Raw genomic sequence first — 23,089 nt, forward strand, 5'->3', positions numbered from 1 at the left:
ATGAATGATATTTTTAGCATTATTCAAGAATTAATAAAATTTAGAAATGAAAGAGATTGGGAACAATTTCATAATTCGAAAGATTTGGCTTTAGCTCTATCTATTGAAGCAGCGGAATTAAATGAATTGTTTCTGTGGAAAAAAGCAGAAGATGTAAATATTGATAAGCTAAAACAAGAATTGGCAGATGTTTTTGCATACGCTTTTTTGTTAGCCGAAAAATACAATTTAGATGTAAAAGAAATTGTACTTCAAAAGATTACGCAAAATGCAGCTAACTATCCAATAGATAAAGCAAAAGGGAACGCAACCAAATATGATGAATTATGATGCAATCATTTGAATTGTCTATTGAGGTTTCTGAACAATATGATTTTAATAAAGATTCATTGCCTAAAATAGCTCAAAATCCTTGGGTTAAAAATCAATGGCCTTTGGTTTACTTTATACAAAATGAAACTAAACGAATTGCCTATGTAGGAGAATCAACAAATGCCTCTAGTAGAATCAAAAATCACCTAGCAAATCCAAAAAAAGCAGATGCATTTACAAAAATTTCAATAATTGGGAGTGATAAATTCAATAAATCAGCAACTCTTGATATTGAATCAAACTTGATTCAATACATTACTTCTGAAGGAACTTACGAACTTCAAAATGGAAATTACGGTTTGGTCAATCATAATTATTACCAACAAGATTTGTACAAAGATCTTTTTAAAGAAATTTGGAAAAAACTAATTGATAAAAAGATAGTTAGCAAGTCACTGGAAGATGTTGAGAATTCAGAACTTTTTAAATATTCCCCTTATAAATCTTTAAATGAAGATCAATATAGTTCTATTCTTCAAATTCTTGATGGATTGTGTATCAAAAAATCCAATAGAATTTTTATAAAAGGGAGTGCTGGAACTGGAAAAACAATTTTGGCTACTTATTTAATTAAATTACTTAATTCAGATATTTCGGATGCTAATTTTGAAGATTTTAGTGATGAAGAGCTCAAGGAGATCAATTTCATTATTGCTTTTCAAAATAAATATCCAAAAGCAAAAATTGGATTGGTTATCGCCATGACTTCTTTAAGAGAATCATTACAAAATGTTTTCAAAAAAATTCCTGGTTTAAAAGCGTCTATGGTTTTAAATCCATCGGATACCTTTAAACTCAATGACAAATATGATTTATTAATAGTAGACGAAGCGCATCGGTTACGGCAATATAAAAATATAAGTTGGATGGGAGCCTTCCGGAAAAATAATCAAAAATTAGGATTAGATGACACCGGAACAGAGCTAGACTGGATAATTGCGAATAGTAAGAATCAAATTTTCTTTTATGATTCAGCGCAATCAGTAAAACCTTCCGATATAAATGAGGATCAATTTACCAGACTTTTGAATCAAGATAATACTTTGAAAATCGAGTTAACTTCTCAGATGAGAGTTAAAGGCGGAAATGATTATATTCGTTTTGTAGATCAATTACTTCATGTAAATCGCTTGGATAAAACTATTTATTCACCAAATGAGTATGAGTTAATTGTTTTTGATTCTTTAAAAGATCTTTATAGCGAACTTGCAAAGAAGGAAGAAATAAATGGTTTGTGTCGTTTAGTTGCTGGATATTCTTGGCCTTGGTTATCCGAAAAAGATAAAACTGTAATGGATATTGAAATTGATGGTTTACAATTTCAATGGAATCAAACCCCTAAGGACTGGGTTAATTCACCAAATGCTTTTAAAGAAGTTGGCTGTATTCATACGACACAAGGATATGATTTAAATTATACAGGAGTTATTTTTGGGAAAGAAATAATTTTCAATGAATTCACACAAGAAATTGAAATTAATCCGAAGTTGTATTTTGATAAAAATGGAAAAAAAGGGATCTCAAATAAAGATGATCTTAAGGCTTACGTAATAAATATATACAAAACTATAATGTATCGAGGAATCAGAGGTACTTATGTTTATGCTTGTGATACTTCTTTAAGAAACTATTTAAAAAAGCATATTGATGTTTATAAAAAAGATTTTCCGTTCAGAATCGTACCTTTTGAGGAGGTAAAACCGTATGTGAATTCAGTTCCATTAGTAGATATTTCAGCTGCAGCAGGTTCATTTAGCGATTTACAAGTTCATTCTGATTTTGAATGGGTCGAGTTACCCTTTAATACTTCAGTAAAAGAAGGCTATTTTGTATGTAAAGTAGTGGGCGAATCCATGAATAAAATAATTCCTAATGGCTCCTACTGTTTGTTTCAAAAAGATAGTGGTGGCAGTAGAGAAGGAAAAATTGTTTTAGTTGAAAGCACTGACATACAAGATGCAGATTTTGGTTCGGGATATACAGTAAAAGAATATCATAGTAAAAAGAAAATTAGTAATGAAAATTGGAGCCATGAATCCATAACCTTGAAGCCATTATCTTTTGAATCAGAATATGAAAACATCGTATTAGATTCAGAAAATTTAGTTGATTTTAGAGTTAAGGGAATTTTTATTTCGGTATTGTCTTAAGATTATGAATTAGAAAGTTTCATTCCTCCAAAATGCGCTAAAAGGACAAAATTGAAATGCTATAAATGGAGCTACATATGTGATTCCCCCTTCGTCGGAATGACAATACTTTATAGAAATAGAGGCAAACCTAGTAATAATAAGATGTTTAAAATCAGTTGTATGCAATATAGCAACCAAAATTTAAAATCACTTAATCCCCAGTCTTGATTTTAATTTCAAAAACAACAAAGCGGTTTTATAAGCATCCTCAGCAGCTGAATTCCGTTCACTTACCGGAATATTATAAGCCGCACAAAGTTCCTCCAGAGAAAATTGTTTGTCATTGATATCAAGTAGTTTTCTGTGCATGACATCAATATCCAGCGCCTCATTTTTTAATCTGCCACAGTCTAGTCTTTCCAAGACCGCATTGATCATTTCCACATCAAAATCAATGTGATGCCCAACTAAAATGGAGTTCCCAATAAATTCAATGAATAATTTTATGGCATCTGCTTCTCCTAATTTTTTCATTTTACTTTCTACCAAAAACGTATTAGAAAGTCCATTATCATGAAAAAATTTATACTGTAATAAAACAGCTTCAAAATTATCACCTATGACAATACTATTATCAATTACTGAAAAAGAGCCTATTGATAAAATAACATCTTTATCTGGATTCAAACCAGAAGTTTCTGTCGATACCACCACAAAGCGGGATGACTTTTTCTCAAATTTAGAAAGATAGGTTTTCCAAAAATCAGGATATTCTTTATTAATCTTTTTTATCCAGTCTAACATAATTATGAAAATTGAGTAAGTTGAAATTTACTTTTTATTAATTCTTCCAGTTCTCTCATAGGGAGTAAAGCGTTTTTCAGTTTTTCTCGGTCAATTTTTGATAATTCCTCCAAATTTATAAATTGGCCTGAATCATCATTTTTTAACCCTTCTAAGGTTCGGAATTTTGATAAAGTCAAAAAAGCTTCGGCACAATTGAGATAAATTTCAGCATGTTTGGGATCCGTAATTGATAATTGTTTGAATCGTTGAAACGTATTGTTAATTCCTCGGATGTCGAAACTCAAAGTAAACAAACGGGCGCCATCAATCAATGGCATTAAAGCCTTAGTTTTAATATCAAATTTATCTTTATTTCTACCTTCTTCTTCGACATTGAATTTTTTGAAAAAACTAAGTGGAGCGTTTTTTCTTAAGGCATCATTTCCTAAGAAATCAAAAAATAACGTATTGTTTTTGGCGTTTTTAAAGACTACATTACTTATCGCATCTTCAATTTTTTGCTCTCCAAAAATAATTTCATAATCAAAGAAAATACTGCTCAAATCAGTGCTGTTCTCACCGGGAGTATTCATCCAGCTGTCATATTGTTTGATCCAGTCCGTCAATGATTTACACCAAAGCATAGTACTTCCCATGTGACCATTTGGACAGAATTCATAGCCGATTTTTTCTAGAGTGGCTGTGGTTTTTTTTCCAAGTTTAAGAAAATAGTCTTTTACGTCACGATATTTATCAGCAGCCACATCTTCAAAAATCAAAATACTATCTTGATCCGTTAATAAAAGCTGTTCTTTTCGTCCTTGACTGCCAATACTTAACCATGCAAAACGGGCAGGAGGGGAACCTAAATCCAAAATGGATAATTCCACCGAGCGTTTAATGACTGCCAAATTAATTTCGCTGGCAATATTAAAAACGTGTGATAGCGGAATATTTTTAGAAATTGAAGTCTGAATCAGATCTGTTAATCGTTCCCGTATTTGTTTTAGTTCTTTTGGTGATTGACACCGTTTGATTTCTTTTATTAAAACTCCGGGATTATTTGCTTGAGCCACAATCAAATCGTGCTCAGAAATGATTCCTTTCACACTGGATTTATCTGTTCCATCCTGAGTTACACACAAATGAGTCACATTGTGTTTTAGCATCAGCAACTGTGCTTCTGCCAGAGAAACGTTTTCAACCACCGTGATAACAGGGGAGGACATAATTTTATCTACTGTAACGGTTACTGGATATCTGCCGGTAGCAATTTTTGATCGCATATCCGCATCAGTAATAATGCCCAAAGGGATAGTATTATCACATACGAGGATATTGTTTTTTAACGATTCGGTCATTATTTGAGCCACGTCTTTTGCAATTGCTGTACTTGTCGTTTTTAAGGGAGCTGTATTATAGGCTAGCGATTGAAAATATTGCATTTCAGATTGCTGATCCGAATAGAATACATTATCAGAAATTAATTTTCCAATTAAATTTTCTTTATCTTTTGGGTTTCGGGTGTTTACGGCAAAACTTTCTAATAAAAAGTTTAAAACTTCAGAATTATTAGCTACAAAAGGCCTGAAAGTAGCAATGGGAATAGCATAAACAATGCTTTCTTCTCTTGCTTTGGCCGTCATCATATAATTATTTTTGGCAAAAAAGGGACGCAGGCCAAAAATATCGCCTTCGGTACATTTATTTAATAGCGTTTCCTCAGCATCTGCTATGACAGATAAATTGATAACACCGGAAGCCACCACATAAAAACTGTCATGCAAAAGATCATTTATTTGAAATAATGTTTTGTGTTTTTCTAAATTTACAACGCGAATATTTGCTGCTATTTCAGATAATTCTTCAAAAGTTAAGTAGTTAAACGGTGGGTATGCTTTTAAAAAGTCAGCAATGTGCTCAGCAATTGAATTCATAATTTATGGAATAAATAAGTATCGATTGTAAAAATAACAAATTTAAAAATTATAACACCGCCATTATTGCGGCAAAACAATTAAATTATAAAATCCTTAATCTTTTCATAAAATAAGTATGGATTTAAAGGAATTAAAAGCTACTTGTTCTACTTTTATACGATAACTAAAACATTTTAAATCATGAAATTATTTAGAAAAATGCATTTTTCGTTTATTGCCTTATTAATTGTAAATTGTATAGCTGCTCAAGGAAAACCTACCAGCAGCAAAGAAGTAGCCACAGGGGAAATTAATGGTGCTACAATTACCCTCAATTATGGGAGTCCATCAGTCAACGGAAGAGAAATTTGGGGAAAATTAGTTCCGTTTAATCAAGTTTGGCGTGCCGGAGCAAATGATGCTACAACATTTGAAACAGATAAAGAGTTGACGATCGAAGGTACTAAATTGCCAGCCGGTAAATACTCTTTTTTTGTTATACCAAATGAAAAAGAATGCGTGCTTATTTTTAATAAAGAAGCCAAACAGTGGGGAGCATATAAGTATAAAGAAAAAGAAGACCAACTACGTATTTCCGTTAAGCAAGAAGTTGCTGCTTCAGCTGCTGAAAAATTAGTTTATACGATCCGTGCTAATACTGTTGTTTTGAGCTGGGGCAATTGGAATATACCTTTTTCTGTAAAATAAAATATGACTAAGTAATAACCATGGTATAATGTCGTATTTTAAAATCAGGATAAAATTATGTAACAATCTGATTTAAAGCTGTTTTACTTAAAGTTAATTCTTTTGACTTTACGACTTTTAAACTTTCGACTTACTTAAAATTACTTTTAAATAGGAGGCTGTCTCAAAAAGACAGCCTCTTTTTTTTATAAAATATTTTCTAAAATGTTTAGATTAAGTTTTTCTTAATGTAATTGAAACTGGTTACAGCAGATTCTATTGGATTTGGTTTGTAGTTAGATTCGTGTTCCAAAAAGAAACGTTTCAGTCCGGCACGTTCCGCCTGAGCAAAAATCCCCTTGAAATCTATTGTTCCTGTGCCAATTTCTGCATTCCAATCCGGATTTACTTTATCCATATCTTTTACGTGCCACATTTTGAAACGTCCCGGATATTTTTTGAATAATTCCAATGGATCATGTCCAGCACGAATTACCCAGTATAAATCCATTTCAAAATCAACCAAGTTTTTATCCGTTTCGTTTAATAAAATTTCATATCCATTCGTTGAGCCGAATTTAGTAAATTCGAAATCGTGATTGTGATACGCTAATTTTAAACCTCCAGCTTTACAAAGCTCACCCACTTTATTAATTTGTAAGGCTAATTTTTTATAGGCATCACCAGTAGTTCCGCGCAATTCTGAAACGATGTAAGGTACTGTTACATATTCACTTCCTAAATAGTTGGCTGTTTCAACATAGGATTGTACAAGATCAGTTGAACCATCTTTGATCATCGAATTAAAATCAAAATGATTACTCGTGGCTTTTAGACCATTATCATCTAATATTGATTTAAAATCGCGGACCGAAGTTCCAAAAAAGCCTTTGTCTACTGAATAACCAAAAGTTTCTACTTCAGTAAATCCAGCTTTTCCAACTTGTGCTAAAACACCTTTAACATCTTTGGGTAACGTATCGCGCAGTGTCCATAATTGAATCCCAATGGCTCTTTTTTTAGAGTCAAAAGCAAATGAAGGAGCAATGGCTAATGCGCCTAATGCTAAACCAGCATTAATTAAAAATTCTCTTCTTTTTATCATGGGTTATTTTTTAGAGTAGTTAAATATCACAAATTGCTATGGCCTGTTTCAATGAAGCGAGTTTGTCCGGGTTTTTAGGTACAAATTCTTGACCCACAAATCCATTAAAACCAGTTTTTGCAATTGCTTTCATAATTGCAGTGTAATTTAGTTCCTGAGTATCATCAATTTCATTTCGTCCTGGAACGCCGGCGGTATGATAATGTGTAATGTAGTGATGGTTGTCTCTTATGTTTCTAATCACATCTCCTTCATCAATTTGCATGTGATAAATATCGTAAAGCAATTTGAAATTCTCAGAGTTCAAACGTTTCGCTAATTCCACTCCCCAAGATGTCCGGTCACATTGGTAATCTTTATGATCAATTTTGCTGTTTAGTAATTCCATTACTAAAATCACATTATGCTTTTCAGCCAATGGAATTAGTTTTTGCAAACCAACAATACAATTGTTCCAACCTTCTTCATCTGTTTTGCCTCTTCGGCTTCCGCTAAAACAAATCAGATTTTTATAACCGGCTTTTGCCACCAGTGGAATCATTTCCATATAATTTTTCAAGAGTGTCTCATGAAATTTAATATCATTAAAACCATCCACTAAATTAATTTCTGCACCGTTGCACATTGTAGAAACAAGATCATATTTCTTCAATGTTGGCCAATCTTTAGGACCTACTAAATCAATCCCAGTAATCCCTATCTTTTTGGATTCAATGCAAAGCGTATCTAAATCGATATCATTAAAACACCACCGAGAAACGGAGTGATTTATATTTCCTTTCAATTTACCCAATGGTGTTGCTGTTTCCTTTTTTGGCATAGCCAAAGCAGAAAATCCAGCAGGAATTCCCATCGCAACTGTTCCGGCTACTATTCCTTTTATGGCAGATCTTCTATTTAAATTAGCACTCATTTTTAATTTTTATATAGCAGAAGTGGATTCTTCTCCTTTGTTTTTTTCATTAAATAAAAGGGCAAAAAGTAAGAATACAGCAAACGCAATTCCAGCAGGAATAATCCACACCATTTGCCAGTTTACAGCCCCATCTGCCATTTTATAATTGTCCGTTATCCATCCTGCAACTGCAAAACCAATTAACATACCAACTCCGTAAGTGGCTAAAGTTATTAAACCCTGAGCAGCACTTTTGTATTTTTCTCCCGCTTTTGAATTGGTGTAAATTTGGCCCGAAACAAAAAAGAAATCATAACAGATACCGTGCAGCGCAATACCTATAATAAGCATAAAGCTTAAATCATTGCCATAAGCGAATAAAACATAACGAATTGCCCATGCTAACATCCCGATTAAGATCGTTTTTTTGAAACCAAAACGGGTAAAAAATACAGGAATCAATAATAAGAATAATGCTTCGGATATTTGACCTATTGCCATTTTTCCAGTAGGATTTTCAACGCCTGATTCTGTCAAAAATGGATGTGCATTTTGGTAATAAAAGGCAAGAGGTATACAAATCAGGATTGACGATATAAAAAAGATGGCGAAGTTTTTATCTTTCAGCAATTTTAAAGCATCAAGACCTATGATATCTCCAATTTTTATTTTTTCTTCACTTACTTTTGGTGGTGTTTTTGGTAAAGAAAAACTGAATATACCTAAAATTAAAGCGGCTATTCCTGCTAAAAGGAAGGTGTTTTTAAGAAATCCTTGAGAAATTGCTTCCGCAGTATCCCAATGAAATATAAAGCTAATAGATAATCCTGCTAAAATCCAACCTATAGTTCCCCAAACTCTGATATTTGCGAACTCTTTCTCCGGATCTTTCATTTGATTAAAAGAAACTGAATTGACTAATGCTAATGTGGGCATGTATAAAATCATGTAACTCAGAACGTAGGTGTAGAACATCCCAACTTCTTCTGACTGATACATTTGGTACATTAAAAATGCCCCAACAAGATGAAGTATTCCTAAAATTTTCTCCGCATTAAAATAACGATCCGCTATTAAACCTATAATAAAAGGAGCAATAATTGCGCCCCATGATTGTGTTGAAAAAATTGCAGCAGTTTCTGATCCTGATGCTTTTAGATTATTACCCAGAAAGGTACCCAGGGTTACAAACCATGCGCCCCAGATAAAAAATTCCAGGAACATCATTATGGATAATTTAATTCGGATGGTACTATTCATTAGTCAGTGGTTTTTTATTTTTTGGTTTTGGTTGTTTTTTTATTTTTTAGAGATCAATTACATACCCGCTTCACATCCGGTTGTAATTTTCATAGTATTCCATTCTTTGATCATAATGTTTCTGAACCATACATTATCTCCATGATCTTGTAGTGCAATTTTACCTTTTTTGAATGCAGCAAAACCTGGCCAAGTAGCAAATTTACTTCCGGCTACCAATGTTTTAAAATTAGCATCCCAAAGCGTAGTTTCAACTACTTTTACGCCATTCAATAACATTGTCAGTTTTCCAAATTTACATACTATGTCAACAGAATTCCATTCTCCTACTGGTTTTACTGGTTCTGAGGTGCTTTTTATTAAATCATATAAATCCCCTGAACGGTGTTTTTCAATTTTTCCGTCAGAATGACCGTCATTGTCCAATACTTGCATTTCCAGACCCGTTTCATAAGTATTTTTGAATTTTGTCAAATCCTCGTTTACATAAAAAATAATACCGCTATTGGCATTTTCCGCGACTTTCCATTCTAGTTTTAGATGAAAATTCTCGTATTCTGCATTAGTTACCAAATCGCCTCCTTGACCGTTTTGGGCAGCTGTAGGATCAAAATGCAACACACCCTCTTCCGCTTTCCAACCGGAACCAGCTGTTGTTTTTCCGTAACTGTGCCATCCCGTTGTGGATTGTCCGTCAAATATGGATTTAAATCCTTTTGGTATGGGCGCTTGCTGTGCATTTGCGGTTTGAATCAGTATCATAACAAGTAATGAAGTACAAATATTTTTAATCATTTTTGAATTTTTGAATTAATAATTAATCTTGCTTATAAAGTTAAAGCTTTCCAACCTTGACGATAATCCCGTTTCACAAATTGGTTCACTTCATCAAAATTTGTAATTCTCATGGCATCATTATCCCATAATAATTTTGCGGAACGTCCTGGGTACACTTCTTCTCCAAGCTCTTCTCGCATCACATCGTATCCTCTGATCGCAAGATTTGCCATCAATAAAGCTTCAGTTAAAGGACCGGCAATTTCAAAAGGAGAACTTAATTCTTTTTTTCCATAACCAGCAATAGCAGCTTCAATCCATTGCTTGTAATGTCCTTCTGAACCATCGATCACCCTTGCATATTTTTGAGCAACTTGGAGATTTTCATTTTTGCTTAGAGGAAGCAAACGCGGATTTAAACCGTAGGTATCACACATCATTTTTCCTTTTGTTCCTGTAAATAAGGTACCATTTCCACCGTCTCCAAAAATTTCATTCGAACCTAATTCGGAAGGTCTTTCCGGCTGAATTCCACCATCCATCCAGTGTACTGCAACGTCACCGTTTGTTTTCTCCGTTTTTGGAAAAGTTAAGGTAACATGACTTGAGGGAGGACAACTCTCAGGAAAATATCCTCTTTGAAACTCATCTACATATACAGAACCTACACTACATTGAACATCTTTAGCATATTTTAAATTTAATACACTAAAAGGTGCTTCTAACAAGTGACAGCCCATATCGCCTAATGCACCTGTTCCATAATCCCACCAACCGCGCCAGTTAAAGGGCACTAATTTATTTACATACTCTTTGTAAGGAGCTGTTCCCAACCATAAATCCCAATCTAATTCTTTTGGAATATCCGCTTTATTAGCAGACCAAGGAATCCCTTGAGGCCAAACCGGACGGTCTGTCCAAGCATGAATCGTGTGAACATCGCCTATTAAACCTGCTTCATACCATTCTTTCATTATTCTGGTACCATCATTCGAGGCACCTTGATTTCCCATCTGGGTTACCACTTTATATTTTGTAGCAGCTTGTGTCAAAATTCGAGCTTCGTAAATATCATGTGCCATAGGTTTTTGAACATACACATGTTTTCCTAATTGCATAGCAGCAAGTGCTTGAATAGCATGATTATGATCTGGAGTTGAAACTGAAACGGCATCGAAATTTTTATGTTCTTTGTCTAACATTTCACGCCAATCGGTATAAAATTTAGCTTTAGGAAATGCATTTACACTTGCAGCGGCTCTTCTGGTATCTACATCACATAAAAACGATATATCCGCTTTTCCACTTCTGGCAAACATACTGACATCAAATTTACCTTGTCCACCAACACCAATACTGGCTATTGATAAACGATCACTTGGCGCAACAAATCCTCTTCCTAGAACATGACGGGGAACAATCATAAAAGCTGCTGCAGCTATGGCGGTTGTTTTTATAAAATCACGACGGTTATTTGTAATTTTATCTTCTTCTTTTTGTTTCATTATTTTAATCCAGTTTAGTTTATAGCAAAAAATTGTGTAACATCATGATTTTATTTTCGACATTCTAGAATTATATTGACTCTTTAAAAGCGCTTTTTAATTTACTTTTTTAAGGATAAAATATACTTTGCCATAGAATTTGCCTCATTCTTTTTCAGTGAAGCATGCGCAGACATGGGAATTGAACCCCAAACCCCAGAGCCACCTTTTATTATTTTACCGGATAAATAGGCAACATTTTTATCATTTAAAGCATATTTTTTAGCAATGTCTAAGTAAGAGGGACCAATTAGTTTTTTGTCTAATTTATGACATCCAATGCAATCGGATTTAGCTATTAATTTCTCTCCTTCAGAAGTTTGAACAACAAGGTTTGAATGCGCAGTAGTTTCAATATATTTTTCTTCTGAATTATCATTGGAAAATGAGGTTAAACTAATTAGTGCAACCCCAAAAAAGAAATATTTTAATTTCATTTTATTGTATTTAAGTTTTTATAATCCTAAGTTTTTTTTGTTAAAAGCCTGATTTGTTTCTACTGCAGCAAAATCATCAAATGCTTTATCAGTAACTTTTATAATATGATTTTTTATAAATTCAGCACCTTCACGCGCTCCATCCTCCTGATTTTTAATGCAACATTCCCATTCCATTACTGCCCATCCTTTGAAATCATATTGGGCTAGTTTGCTGAATATAGTTTTAAAATCAATCTGACCATCGCCTAGAGAACGATAACGTCCAGCACGATTTGCCCAGCTTTGATAGCCTCCAAAAGTCCCTTGCTTTCCTGTAGGATTAAACTCGGCATCCTTTACGTGAAATGCTTTAATCCGTTCATGATAAAAATCGATATATTGGATGTAATCTAATTGTTGTAAAACAAAATGCGATGGATCGTACAACAAGCAAGCTCTGGAGTGATTATTCACCGCTTTCAAAAACATTTCATAGGTTTCCCCATCAAATAAATCTTCTCCGGGATGAATTTCGTAACAAAGGTCAACACTATTTTGATCAAACTCATTTAAAATGGGCAACCAGCGTTTAGCCAATTCGGCAAAACCATCTTCTACTAAACCCGGAGGTCGTTGTGGCCAAGGATGAAAGTACTGCCAAAGTAGAGAACCACTAAAAGTGGCATGTGCATTTAACCCTAAATTTTGAGATGCTTTAGCCGCATATTTCAATTGTTGCACAGCCCATTCTTGCCTTGCTTTAGGATTTCCATGAACATTTACAGGGGCAAAGGAATCGAAAAAATCATCGTAAGCAGGATGAACAGCCACTAACTGCCCTTGTAAATGGGTTGATAATTCAGTGATTTCTAGTCCGTAAGAAGCAATTGTTCCTTTTAGTTCATCCGCATAGGTTTTACTTTCTGCCGCTTTTTGTAAATCAATGAAACGGGTATCTAATGTTGGCATTTGAATCCCTTTAAAGCCTAAATCAGCAGCCCATTTACAAATCCCATCTAAGGAATTAAAAGGAGCTTTATCATCAATAAACTGTGCTAAAAAGACCGCAGGCCCTTGAATTGTTGTCATAATATTTGGTATATAAGAGGTCTACGAATTCCTAATAAATTACAAAACGTAGGGAGTCCATTTTTTATCCGATTGTGATGATGCGACTACGTTATCTATAAATGCCATTCCTCTCACTCCATCTTCAACAGAAGGAAAGTCTAACATTTCAGCAGTAGGTGCCGTGCCCTCTAATTTACAACCAAGCGTTAAGGCAAAGTTGCGGTAAATATTAGCAAATGCCTCTAAATATCCTTCTGGATGTCCGCCTGGAGTTCTACAATTATGTGTTGCAAATGAAGATAAATGTGCATAGTTAGATCCAGCTCTTAAAACCTGAGTTGGTTTATTTAACCACCTAACCGTTAAAGTGTTTGGATCATGTTGAAACCATTCGATTCCACCTTTTTCGCCATAAACTCTGATTTTTAAAGCGTTTTCTTCTCCAGCTGCTACTTGCGATGCTATTAAAACGCCTTTAGCACCATTGTCAAATTTCAATAGTACAGCTCCATCATCGTCCATTACGCGGCCTTCAACTAATGTGTTTAATTCTGCACAAACATCGGTAATTTTAGCTCCGGTGATATATTCGGCTAAATGAGAGGCGTGCGTACCAATATCTCCCATTACAGAACTTTTTCCGGATTTTTTAGGATCTGTTCGCCATGCAGCTTGTGCGTTTCCCTCTCTTTCGGATAGTGTACTTAACCATCCTTGGGGATATTCTACTAAAACTTTTCTAATTTTACCCAATTTTCCTTCGCTGACCATAGCTTTCGCTTGTTTGACCATTGGATACCCGGAGTACGTATGTGTTAAACAAAGTAGTAATCCTGTCTCTTCTACTTTTTGTTTCAATAGTTTTGCTTCTTCCAATGAAAAAGTCATTGGTTTTTCAATTACTACATTAAAACCATGCTCTAAAGCCATCATTGCAGGTGCAAAATGGGCAAAATTTGGAGTAACAATAGTAACAAAATCGATTCTTTCGTCAGCAGGTAAAGCCGCTTCCGCTTTAATCATTTCGTCATACGTTAAATATGTTCTTGATTCCGGAAGAAACAAGGCTTTACCAGATGCAATTGCAGTTTCTGGTTTTATACTTAATGCACCACACTTTAATTCAATTAGTCCATCCATATTGGCGGCTAAGCGGTGAATTGCACCTATAAAGGCATCTTGACCACCACCGACCATTCCCATTCTTAATTTTCTCATAATGATGAACCTAAATATTTCCTTTTTTTAATTCTTTTACTGCATAATCGCAGGCACGAGCCGTCAAAGCCATAAATGTTAATGATGGATTTTGACACGCAATAGAAGGCATACAAGAACCATCGGTAACAAATACATTACTAACTTCGTGCAATTGATTCCATTTATTTAAAACGGAATCCTTGGGGTCATTACCCATTCTGGCAGTACCCATTTCGTGTATAGCCATTCCAGGATAACAATCGTTATCATAGGTTTGCACATTTTTGATTCCAGATGCTTCCAGCATTTCTGCAGCATCATTCATCATATCTTCCCGCATTTTTGCTTCATTTTCTTTGTATTCACAATCAATAGCTAAAACTGGTTGTCCCCATTTGTCTTTTTTGCTATGATCGATGTACACTTTGTTTTCATAATACGGCAGCATTTCTCCAAAACCACCTAATCCCATACTCCAGGAATCAGCAGGTAATGACATAGTCGATTTAAAGTTTTCACCAAAAGCCAATTCGGCAACTTCTTTATGCCATGATCCTCTGCTGGCACCTCCTTGGTACCCAAAACCTCTTAAATAATCTCGTTTATCACCACCTACATTCTGATATCTTGGAATATAAATACCATTAGCTCTTCTTCCGTACGTGTATTTATCTTCAAAACCTTCAGCTGTTCCTTCTGCACCACAACGGAAATGATGATCCATAAGATTATGGCCTAATTGTCCGCTGGCATTACCCATTCCATTCGGATGCGCTTCTGAAGTTGAATTTAATAAAAGGAATGTTGATCCTAAAGTGGATGCGTTTACAAAAACAATTTTAGCATAAAACTCCATTGTTTCATTTGTTTCTGCATCAATAACCATAACACCCTTTGCTTTTTTAGTGTCTTTATCATAAATAATATGATTCACAATTGAGTAGGGTCTCACGGTCAATCTATTGGTTGCCATTGCAGCAGGTAGTGTAGAGGATTGGGTGCTAAAATAGGCTCCAAATGGACAGCCTCGACTGCATAAATTTCTGTACTGACAGCTGCCACGCCCTTTGTGGGGTACAGTTAAGTTAGCAGTACGACCAATTGTAAGAATACGGGTTTTATTATAATGTTTTTCTAATCTTTCTTTAACTGATTTTTCAACACAATTTAAATCCATTGGAGGCAAAAATTTACCATCCGGTAATAGGGGCCAATTTTCAGCTTGCCCACTTATTCCTGCGAATTTCTCTACATAATCATACCACTTGGTAAGGTCTTTATATCGAATAGGCCAGTCATTTCCATGACCATCTTTGGCATTATCTTCAAAGTTATGGTCACTAAAACGGTAACTTTGACGGCCCCACATTAAAGATTTTCCACCCACATGAAATCCTCTGTACCAATCAAAACGTTTGTCTTCTGTGTAGGGACATTCCAAGTCATTCACCCACCATTTTTCGGTAGCTTCATTGTATGGATAATCTCTTGTTTGAACCGGATGGGTTCTTTTTTGTTCTTCGGTAAGCTTGCCAGCGCGTTCAAATTCCCATGGTGCTTTCATGGCGGATTCATAATCTTTAATGTGCTCAATATTCATTCCGCGTTCTAACATCAAAACTTTTAATCCTTTTTCGGTAAGTTCTTTTGCAGCCCAACCACCACTAATTCCAGATCCTACAACAATAGCATCATACGTATTTTCCTCTTTCAAATTGGTATTTATATTCACGGGTAGTATTTTTTATTTAATAAAATAGTTTCTAACAGTAGGTTCTAATAAGACTAGTTGGTTGCCCAAGCTTTTTGTCCGGGTTTGTAGTCTGCACTACCATCGTAGCGTCCCGGAACTGGAAGGTATTCGCGTGCTTGTGTACAACCTATTTCTGAAGAATAATAGCCAAGAAGAGTTAAATCTCTAGCAATCAAAAAGAATGAAGGTGCTTTATCAGTTGCAATTGCCTCATCTCGTAATGAAGTCATTAATTGCTGACGCTCTTCAACTGACATTGATAAGAAATTTTTATTGAAATCTTTAACGCATTTTGCTTGCATTTCCTGCATCCCGGAAGCAAAAATTTCTTGCATTTTTGCAGGATAACATTCTCTAATAATCATTGGAATAAAAGCACCCAGTCCTGCAGCTTTTGCTCCTGCCGAAGAGGCTGTAGTAGGTATAATGATATCGGCAAATTCAGCCAAAATTTCTTCATCTGCAGCAGAAAAAGATACGCTGTTTTTTTCTTTTTCGGGCAAAGTAAAACTTTCAAATAAAACGCCCATTGTTGTTGCTGAGATTGCGCTTCCCATCAAAAATGCAACGCTTTTAAGTGCTTCTCTTCTATTCATTTGCTAATTATTAAAATTATTGATTCTTCTTAATTTATTATAACATTACAATAATAAAGAAAAAAAAAACAGGTTAATTTTTTTTATGTTAAAATATTGAATAATTCCATATTTTTCAAATTATTAAGGGAATCACTTTCAAAAATTCATTAAACAGTAGTTGGAATCAATGAAATCAAGAAAAAAAAAATGTTTGAAGAAGCAAAAAAAAATAAAAAACGATTTTTAAATTGTTTTTAATCTAAAATTAACAAGTTTTTAATTATAAAATATAGCTGTATTTTCTTCTCACAGTATTTCAATGCGTTAAAATGACAGTATTAGTTAAAGAACCATTTAAATAATCTAAAATATATTTCCTGTTTTGTAGTAAAAAAGAAGTTTTTATATTTTAAAAATAGGAAGTAATTCAAATGTGCAACCCGCTAAAAAATGGAATTTTTGAAAGTTACAAAGGGGAAGTATTGTCTACCTTTCAAATAAGCCTAAAGTGCCTCCAACCCAATCTTTATCTTTATTGAATTTCACGCCAATCATCTCGCCACGACTCAAGCGGACTAAGTTGCAGAGTAGAGTAGGTGCGGCATCACCTTTTTTCCAAACACACAAGATTCGGACTTCAGCTTTTACTTTCCCTTCAGGAGCGTGTACAATAGGAAGATAATTTACTTTTTTTTGAAGAATATATAATTCTTTATCTACAACGGCTTCAATATCTTTTTTTGTGACATGAAAAATAACGCCCGTTCCTGAAAAAGAAAAAAGCGGTTTCAAAACATAGTTTTCTAAATCCTGAGGAATTACTGCCAAGTCACTTAATAGTGTCGTTTCAATACAATATTTTCCTTTTAAGAAAGGTAAAATAAATTTACTGATTCTGAAAAACCAGTTGGGATGTCCCGCCCATTCCACATCCAAATCATCTGAAAAACTAAAATTAAGTCTTAAATCTGTTCTCAAATCCAATTCATCAAAAATAACCCGATTGTAAATTCTTTTTACCAATATTTCATTGCCTGTTGCATTTTTGTAAAACAGTTGTTTTCCTTTTTTTATGAGTTCAGTAACACAAACGATAGGGATGCCAATGTCTCTTTTGCAGTAATAAAAATCAATCTTGGTATTTTGTTTTTCGGGTTCTATTTCAAGAAGAATAACATTTTCTTTTGGATGATGGTTGCAAATCGCTTCTTCTAAAATAGTAAGATATTCCTGTGGTTCAACAGCATTAATAAATGGAGTTAATTCGTTAAGAAATGGATAATGCTTTTTGAATTTTTCGTACAAATGCATTTGATAATTGTACAAAGAGGGGAATCCCTGTACTTCAATTAGTTTTGGAATAAGTACTCCGTCTTCTTCACAAATTCCAAAATCAATTGCTAAAAAAGTAGTATGTATATCCTCATTAGGAACAGTATTATTTAGCTCTAATGATTTATTTGTAAGTGATTTAAAGTCATTTTTCTGAATGAAAGCTATAACATCATTACAGCCTTCAATCAATTGTTCTTTAAGCTCCTTCGAAATAAAAAAGGGGGTTTCGCCTAACCGGAAAGTAGGCAGGTAATTAAAATCGGCAGCAATATCATCTTTGAATTCCTGATATTTTTTTTCTGTAAATTGAGTATTAAATAACTCCCGATATTTTGAAATCATTTTGAAATCGTATTAATTAGAAAGTGTCTTCTTTGTTTTCAGCAAGTCATTAATTGCTATTCGAAGGAAATTAGGAATCAAAGTTTCATTAGTTCTGTATATTTTATCATCATCTAATAAATCCTCCAGCATGTTTCTGAACTTCTTTTTTCCTTTCATATTCTTGATCTTTTCCTTTGCTTCTTTATTTCTTAAATGAGAAACAAAACTAATGGGATCTGCTTCCGGGTGAAATTGAGTACCCACAAAATAATCGGTAAAACGCACGGCCATAATTGCGCGTTCGTATTGTATATGATCCCTAATTTTCTCTAATGAAATAATTTTCGCTCCTTTTTTTGCAAAAATACTTAACTTGGGTTGAACCACTTGATAGTCTCTGGAATCTATCGCATAAAAAGGGTCTGCTAATCCCTCGAACAAGGGATCCACGAGTCCTTCTTTGGTTTTATGAATGGTCATCACCCCAAAAGAAGTGTCATTTCGTTTGGTTACCGTAGCCAATCCAAAATGCAAACACGCCATTTGAAAAGAATGACAAATGAATAAAACATGTTTTTTAATACTATTTTCAGTATTCCATTTATTCAAGGAATCGATAAATTCATAGTATTTTACATCCCAGTTTCCATCACCAATTAACGGATTTCCTGGTCCTCCAGTTGAAATATAAATGTCAAATTTATTCTTGTCCGGCAATTCACATTTTCCCCGAACATCAAATATTTCAAAACTAACAACGGGACTAAACCTATTGACTACATCAATAATACATCGCATTCCCTGGTTGGGTTCACCATTGTACATGTCCAGAAGGGCTATTTTTATAATTTTATTAGACATACTTTTTTTTTAAAAATAATGAACAAAGGTACTTTATATTTTATAATCCTTTCGTAAATTCTCCTGTTATGAAGTCAACCACACAGGAAAGATCGCCAGTCTCTTGAAAAATAGCCAGTTGCTTATCAGCACCGGTACCGTTTTTTAAAATTTCATGGACATAATTTATATCAGCACGACTTCCCAATTCATCCACCACATCATCAATAAAATCAAGCAGTTCTAGAATAAGCATTTTTGTTTCTACTTCTTTTTGCAAACCAAAATCGATCATATTATTCTCAATGCCGTAACGTGCCGCCCGAAATTTATTTTCTTTTATCAAAGCCAGTCGATACACATTAAAACTAGTATTGTTTATGTTCAATTTGTAGAGTTTAGCAACAATTGCCTGAATAATGGCAACAATGCAAATGGTTTCATCCACTGTCAATGACATATCACAAATCCTGAATTCAATCGTATTGTAAAAAGGATGCAACCGTAAATCCCACCAGATTTTCTTTGGATTATCGATGCAATTAGTCTTTATTAATGTATCCAAATAATTCTCATACGAACTCACCGAATCAAAATATTCCGGCAAACCTGTCCTTGGAAACTTGTCAAAAACTTTCGTTCTAAAGGACTTATAACCTGTTTTTCTTCCCTCCCAAAAAGGAGAGTTCGTTGAAAGCGCAAAAATATGCGGCAAAAAATATGTGGCCTGATTCATTAATTGCAAGCCAATCTCCCGATTTTCAATTCCTACATGACAATGCATTCCAAAAATTAAATTAGAACGTGCTGCATCTTGCAATTCATTGACAATATCGTGATAGCGAGGATCATCAGTTATTGGTTGATCTTGCCATTTCGAGAAAGGATGCGTCCCGGCACCCCCCACAATAAGATCTTGTTTTTCCGCTAATTCAACGATTTTAGAACGTAAAAACCGAATCTCATTTTTGGCATCATTCACATTATTGCAAATATTGGTACCCACTTCGACCACAGATTGATGCATTTCAGCCTTTACTTGCTCATTTAAAATGATCTTCGCACCATCTACAATTTTAGATAAATGCGACCGTAAATCTCTGGTTACAGGATCTATAATTTGATATTCTTCTTCTACACCGAGGGTAAAAACAGGTAATTTCTTTAACATAATTATTGTATTAGTGTTCAGTCGCAGTCAAAGTTTACAGTCTGTTTACTGAACACTGTGAGTGAAAACTATTTTACTGCATCTTTCATAAATGTTCCCCAAGTCAAATTCATCTTTCCGGATTTCTGTTTTTTTGCAGCAGCGATTGCCATTTTTGCAGCTTCCTCTACAACCCACTCAAAGTTTTCTGCGCCTACCGAAGTTAATTCAGCATCTGGTGCGGGATTTCCAAAATCTATCGCATAGGGAATACCATCACGGACTGCAAATTCAACCGTATTAAAATCATAACCCAATCCTTTGCAAAGACGTAAAGTATAATCCTTAATAGTAGCTAATAATTTTTTATCCACAGGCGGCCCATCAAGTACATAACGCAAATGATGCGGATTTGTGGGTTCGTATTGCATAATCCTAACGGCTTTGCAACCCAAACAATAGACTCTGAAATACTCTGTAAAAACAATTTCTTCCTGTAGCATCATCACCAGTTTCCCCGTTTCCCTATGTTTCTCCCAAAATTCTTCTACATTTTCTAATCGATACACATTTTTCCAGCCACCTCCAGCATACGGTTTCATATAAGCTGGAAAACCAATATAATCAAAAATTCCTTCCCAATCCATTGGGTATTTTAGATTTCGGAATGATTTTCCGGTCGTATCCGTAGGATGTTCCGCCGATGGGAGAAGTACCGTATTAGGTAGCGGAACTCCCAGAGTATCGGCCAATGCGTTATTGAAAAATTTATCGTCGGCACTCCACCAAAAAGGATTGTTGATTACATTTGTCCCTGTTAAAGCAGCATTTTTCAAATATGCACGATAGAAAGGGACATCTTGCGAAATGCGATCAATAATTACGGCATATTCACCATCTTGATTTTGAACTACTTTATCAATAACCACAGCTTCAGCTATAATTTCTTTTTCGTTTTTTGAATTGACACGATCTATGAAGGCTTGTGGAAATGTATCTTCCATTCCAAATAAAATTCCAATTTTTTTCATCTTGATATGTTTATAATTTTAAAATAATTTTATTCTGGATAAATAATGTGGAAACATTTCGTTCCATACCGGCCAGTCGTGTTTTCGTTCCTGACGAATATCCAACCAATGATGAATGTTTCTGTCGCTCAACACTTTACTTAATTTTAAATTTGCATCAAAACAAATATCCCAATTAGACGTCCCAAGCACAATATCCATTTTCCATAATTCTGGATCATTAAGTCCATATAAATAATCTTCCGGGCTGTTGTAAAACACATCATCGTTATGAAAACCATCCATAAAACTCTTGATATTAAAAGCGCCACTCATAGAAAACAAATGACTTACATAACCAGGATGTCTAAAAGCAAAATTTGCCGCATGATACCCGCCAAAACTGCAACCAGCAAGAGCCACTTTGCCTGAGGAGGTATTATTCTTTACTTTTTCAACGATTTCGTGACAAATCATTTTATCGTACCTGAGGTGGTTTTCTATTCGATGTACAGGATATATGTTTTTATTGTAAAAACTGTCTTTATCAATGCTATCAGGACAAAATATTTGGATCAAACCTTGTTCCAGATACCATTTTGCAGCATCAATTAATCCCATATCTTTATTTTCATGGTAACTCCCCATAGAAGTAGGAAATACAATTACAGGATATCCGGCATGTCCAAAAACCAACATTTCTATCTCTCTATTTAAATTAGGGGAATGCCATTTGAAATACTCTTCCTTCATGAAATTAGTTTTAACAATTATAATGAAAAAAATAACACAAAAATCAGATAAAATTATACTTAACACATATTTATTGTAAAAAAGATTAGGATTAATAAATTGGATCTAAATGGTAAAATTTAGATAAATAAAGAGCCGTTTTTTAAATTATAAACAACAAGTCAACGTATTTTAACAACGCTGTACTCTAAATTTAAAGGTTTTTAGACCTAAAATAAGTGTTTGGAGCTGTCCTGTACTTACTCTTTGGTTAGGAAATCCTAAATTTCTAAAATAAGGAAGAAATAGCTCTAGTTGCTTTTATTAATTTCATACAGTGATACATGACTTTTTAATCGTTCTACAAGCATACTCATCATTCTTTTATTGATATTTGAGGAGTTTTGTACATAAAGAGCATATTCATCGGCTGTAAATAAACCAATGATCATTCCTTTCAGAGAATTTCTAAACTTGATGTCTTTCTGGATTGCATTTTCCATGACGGATACTTTTTTATCAAGTGTATAACTGTAGAAATCAATTTTATTTTTGTTGACATAATTGAGGAAGGATGCTGCAAATAAGTCATTTTGCAACTTTAGAATGGGGCGTAACACCTCATTTTGAAATGATTCTTCTGTTGTGGATTGTATGGTTACGGAACCTATTGTTTGTCCTCGGAATTCTTTTAAAAAAGTATCGCGTTCGTTCATGATTTTTTCTTTAAAAATAGAGAAAATAGCCGTAAGAAAAGTTTAATTTTACATTTATAAAGAAAAAATATGAAATTTCACACTAGAAAATGGGTAAAACCCGAAGATCTAAATCCTAACGGAACTTTATTTGGCGGTAAATTATTAGCTTGGATTGATGAAGAATTGGCTTTGTATACCATAATTCAATTAGAAAATACCAGAATCGTAACCAAATACATGTCGGAAATCAATTTTCGAAGTTCGGCCAGACAAGGTGATATTGTCGAAATTGGAATTGATGTTTTAAAATTTGGCACAACCTCACTCACGCTGAAATGCGAGGCACGAAATATGATGACACGCGAGACAATCATTACAATTGATCACACCACAATGGTTAACTTAGATGCGGATGGAAAACCTAAGGCACATGGAAAAACAGCAATTGAATATGTGAAAAACAGATTATTAATTTGATACGAAGTGCATTTATACTTTTTAA

The 23,089-nt window shown here is 34.2% G+C and carries 22 protein-coding genes; 4 read left to right on the top strand and 18 right to left on the bottom strand.

From position 1 onward, the window contains the following. Together EKM02_RS00980 and EKM02_RS00985 are read left to right on the top strand one after the other, a co-directional pair. Entirely contained in the window at positions 1-330 is a 330-nt protein-coding gene (locus EKM02_RS00980; RefSeq protein WP_126451611.1) for a nucleotide pyrophosphohydrolase, read from the top strand. Then, entirely contained in the window at positions 327-2,522 is a 2,196-nt protein-coding gene (locus EKM02_RS00985; RefSeq protein ID WP_126451612.1) for a DNA/RNA helicase domain-containing protein, read from the top strand. The genes EKM02_RS00980 and EKM02_RS00985 overlap by 4 nt, the downstream gene beginning before the upstream one ends. Positions 2,523-2,711: 189 nt before the next feature. Here EKM02_RS00985 and EKM02_RS00990 read toward each other — a convergent pair whose 3' ends face one another. Continuing rightward, positions 2,712-3,308, bottom strand: coding sequence for a 3'-5' exonuclease (locus EKM02_RS00990; RefSeq protein WP_126451613.1), 597 nt, complete (start codon positions 3,306-3,308; stop codon positions 2,712-2,714). 2 nt (positions 3,309-3,310) lie between these two features. After that, positions 3,311-5,227 (bottom strand): DUF294 nucleotidyltransferase-like domain-containing protein, encoded by a 1,917-nt coding sequence (locus EKM02_RS00995; protein ID WP_126451614.1) that lies wholly within the window; start codon positions 5,225-5,227, stop codon positions 3,311-3,313. A 183-nt stretch (positions 5,228-5,410) separates the two neighbouring features. Here EKM02_RS00995 and EKM02_RS01000 point away from each other — a divergent pair, with 183 nt between their 5' ends. Beyond that, positions 5,411-5,917: a DUF2911 domain-containing protein gene (locus EKM02_RS01000; protein WP_126451615.1), complete on the top strand. Its 507-nt coding sequence runs from the start codon at positions 5,411-5,413 to the stop codon at positions 5,915-5,917. Between the two features lie 208 nt (positions 5,918-6,125). On the opposite strand, the gene EKM02_RS01005 is transcribed toward EKM02_RS01000, so the two are convergent. The 16 genes from EKM02_RS01005 to EKM02_RS01080 form a co-directional block, all read right to left on the bottom strand. Continuing rightward, positions 6,126-7,001 carry a sugar phosphate isomerase/epimerase family protein gene (locus EKM02_RS01005; RefSeq protein WP_126451616.1) on the bottom strand — a complete coding sequence of 292 codons (876 nt, stop codon included), beginning with the start codon at positions 6,999-7,001 and terminating at the stop codon, positions 6,126-6,128. Positions 7,002-7,020: 19 nt separating this feature from the next. Continuing rightward, complete coding sequence (locus EKM02_RS01010; protein ID WP_126451617.1) at positions 7,021-7,914, bottom strand: hydroxypyruvate isomerase family protein; 894 nt, start codon at positions 7,912-7,914, stop codon at positions 7,021-7,023. Between the two features lie 9 nt (positions 7,915-7,923). Beyond that, positions 7,924-9,156, bottom strand: a complete 1,233-nt coding sequence (locus EKM02_RS01015) for a nucleoside permease (protein ID WP_126451618.1) — start codon at positions 9,154-9,156, stop codon at positions 7,924-7,926. Between the two features lie 57 nt (positions 9,157-9,213). Further along, positions 9,214-9,951, bottom strand: a complete 738-nt coding sequence (locus EKM02_RS01020) for a DUF1080 domain-containing protein (RefSeq protein WP_126451619.1) — start codon at positions 9,949-9,951, stop codon at positions 9,214-9,216. 32 nt (positions 9,952-9,983) lie between these two features. Continuing rightward, positions 9,984-11,438, bottom strand: coding sequence for a Gfo/Idh/MocA family protein (locus EKM02_RS01025; protein ID WP_126451620.1), 1,455 nt, complete (start codon positions 11,436-11,438; stop codon positions 9,984-9,986). A gap of 101 nt (positions 11,439-11,539) precedes the next feature. Then, the gene (locus EKM02_RS01030) at positions 11,540-11,914 is read right to left on the bottom strand and encodes a c-type cytochrome (RefSeq protein WP_126451621.1); all 375 of its coding nucleotides are present in this window, start codon (positions 11,912-11,914) and stop codon (positions 11,540-11,542) included. Positions 11,915-11,932: 18 nt separating this feature from the next. After that, entirely contained in the window at positions 11,933-12,985 is a 1,053-nt protein-coding gene (locus EKM02_RS01035) for a sugar phosphate isomerase/epimerase family protein (RefSeq protein ID WP_126451622.1), read from the bottom strand. A 39-nt stretch (positions 12,986-13,024) separates the two neighbouring features. Next, positions 13,025-14,185, bottom strand: coding sequence for a Gfo/Idh/MocA family protein (locus tag EKM02_RS01040; RefSeq protein WP_234423127.1), 1,161 nt, complete (start codon positions 14,183-14,185; stop codon positions 13,025-13,027). Positions 14,186-14,195: 10 nt separating this feature from the next. Beyond that, positions 14,196-15,899 carry a GMC oxidoreductase gene (locus tag EKM02_RS01045; RefSeq protein ID WP_126451623.1) on the bottom strand — a complete coding sequence of 568 codons (1,704 nt, stop codon included), beginning with the start codon at positions 15,897-15,899 and terminating at the stop codon, positions 14,196-14,198. A 53-nt stretch (positions 15,900-15,952) separates the two neighbouring features. Further along, a complete protein-coding gene (locus tag EKM02_RS01050) occupies positions 15,953-16,516 on the bottom strand; it encodes a gluconate 2-dehydrogenase subunit 3 family protein (RefSeq protein ID WP_126451624.1) in 564 nt (187 codons plus the stop codon). Between the two features lie 468 nt (positions 16,517-16,984). After that, positions 16,985-18,175: a hypothetical protein gene (locus EKM02_RS01055; RefSeq protein ID WP_126451625.1), complete on the bottom strand. Its 1,191-nt coding sequence runs from the start codon at positions 18,173-18,175 to the stop codon at positions 16,985-16,987. Between the two features lie 12 nt (positions 18,176-18,187). Continuing rightward, the gene (locus tag EKM02_RS01060) at positions 18,188-19,018 is read right to left on the bottom strand and encodes a type 1 glutamine amidotransferase (protein WP_126451626.1); all 831 of its coding nucleotides are present in this window, start codon (positions 19,016-19,018) and stop codon (positions 18,188-18,190) included. A 40-nt stretch (positions 19,019-19,058) separates the two neighbouring features. After that, positions 19,059-20,168 (bottom strand): carboxylate-amine ligase, encoded by a 1,110-nt coding sequence (locus EKM02_RS01065; RefSeq protein ID WP_126451627.1) that lies wholly within the window; start codon positions 20,166-20,168, stop codon positions 19,059-19,061. Positions 20,169-20,236: 68 nt separating this feature from the next. Continuing rightward, positions 20,237-21,178 carry a RimK family alpha-L-glutamate ligase gene (locus EKM02_RS01070; protein WP_126451628.1) on the bottom strand — a complete coding sequence of 314 codons (942 nt, stop codon included), beginning with the start codon at positions 21,176-21,178 and terminating at the stop codon, positions 20,237-20,239. Between the two features lie 18 nt (positions 21,179-21,196). Continuing rightward, positions 21,197-21,910: an esterase family protein gene (locus tag EKM02_RS01075; RefSeq protein ID WP_126451629.1), complete on the bottom strand. Its 714-nt coding sequence runs from the start codon at positions 21,908-21,910 to the stop codon at positions 21,197-21,199. 290 nt (positions 21,911-22,200) lie between these two features. After that, positions 22,201-22,605, bottom strand: a complete 405-nt coding sequence (locus tag EKM02_RS01080) for a glyoxalase (RefSeq protein WP_126451630.1) — start codon at positions 22,603-22,605, stop codon at positions 22,201-22,203. A gap of 69 nt (positions 22,606-22,674) precedes the next feature. On the opposite strand from EKM02_RS01080, the gene EKM02_RS01085 reads away from it, so the two are divergent. Then, complete coding sequence (locus tag EKM02_RS01085) at positions 22,675-23,064, top strand: acyl-CoA thioesterase (RefSeq protein WP_126451631.1); 390 nt, start codon at positions 22,675-22,677, stop codon at positions 23,062-23,064. Positions 23,065-23,089: the final 25 nt, after the last annotated feature.

This window comes from Flavobacterium sp. RSP49, assembly GCF_003968735.1.
GTDB lineage: Bacteria > Bacteroidota > Bacteroidia > Flavobacteriales > Flavobacteriaceae > Flavobacterium.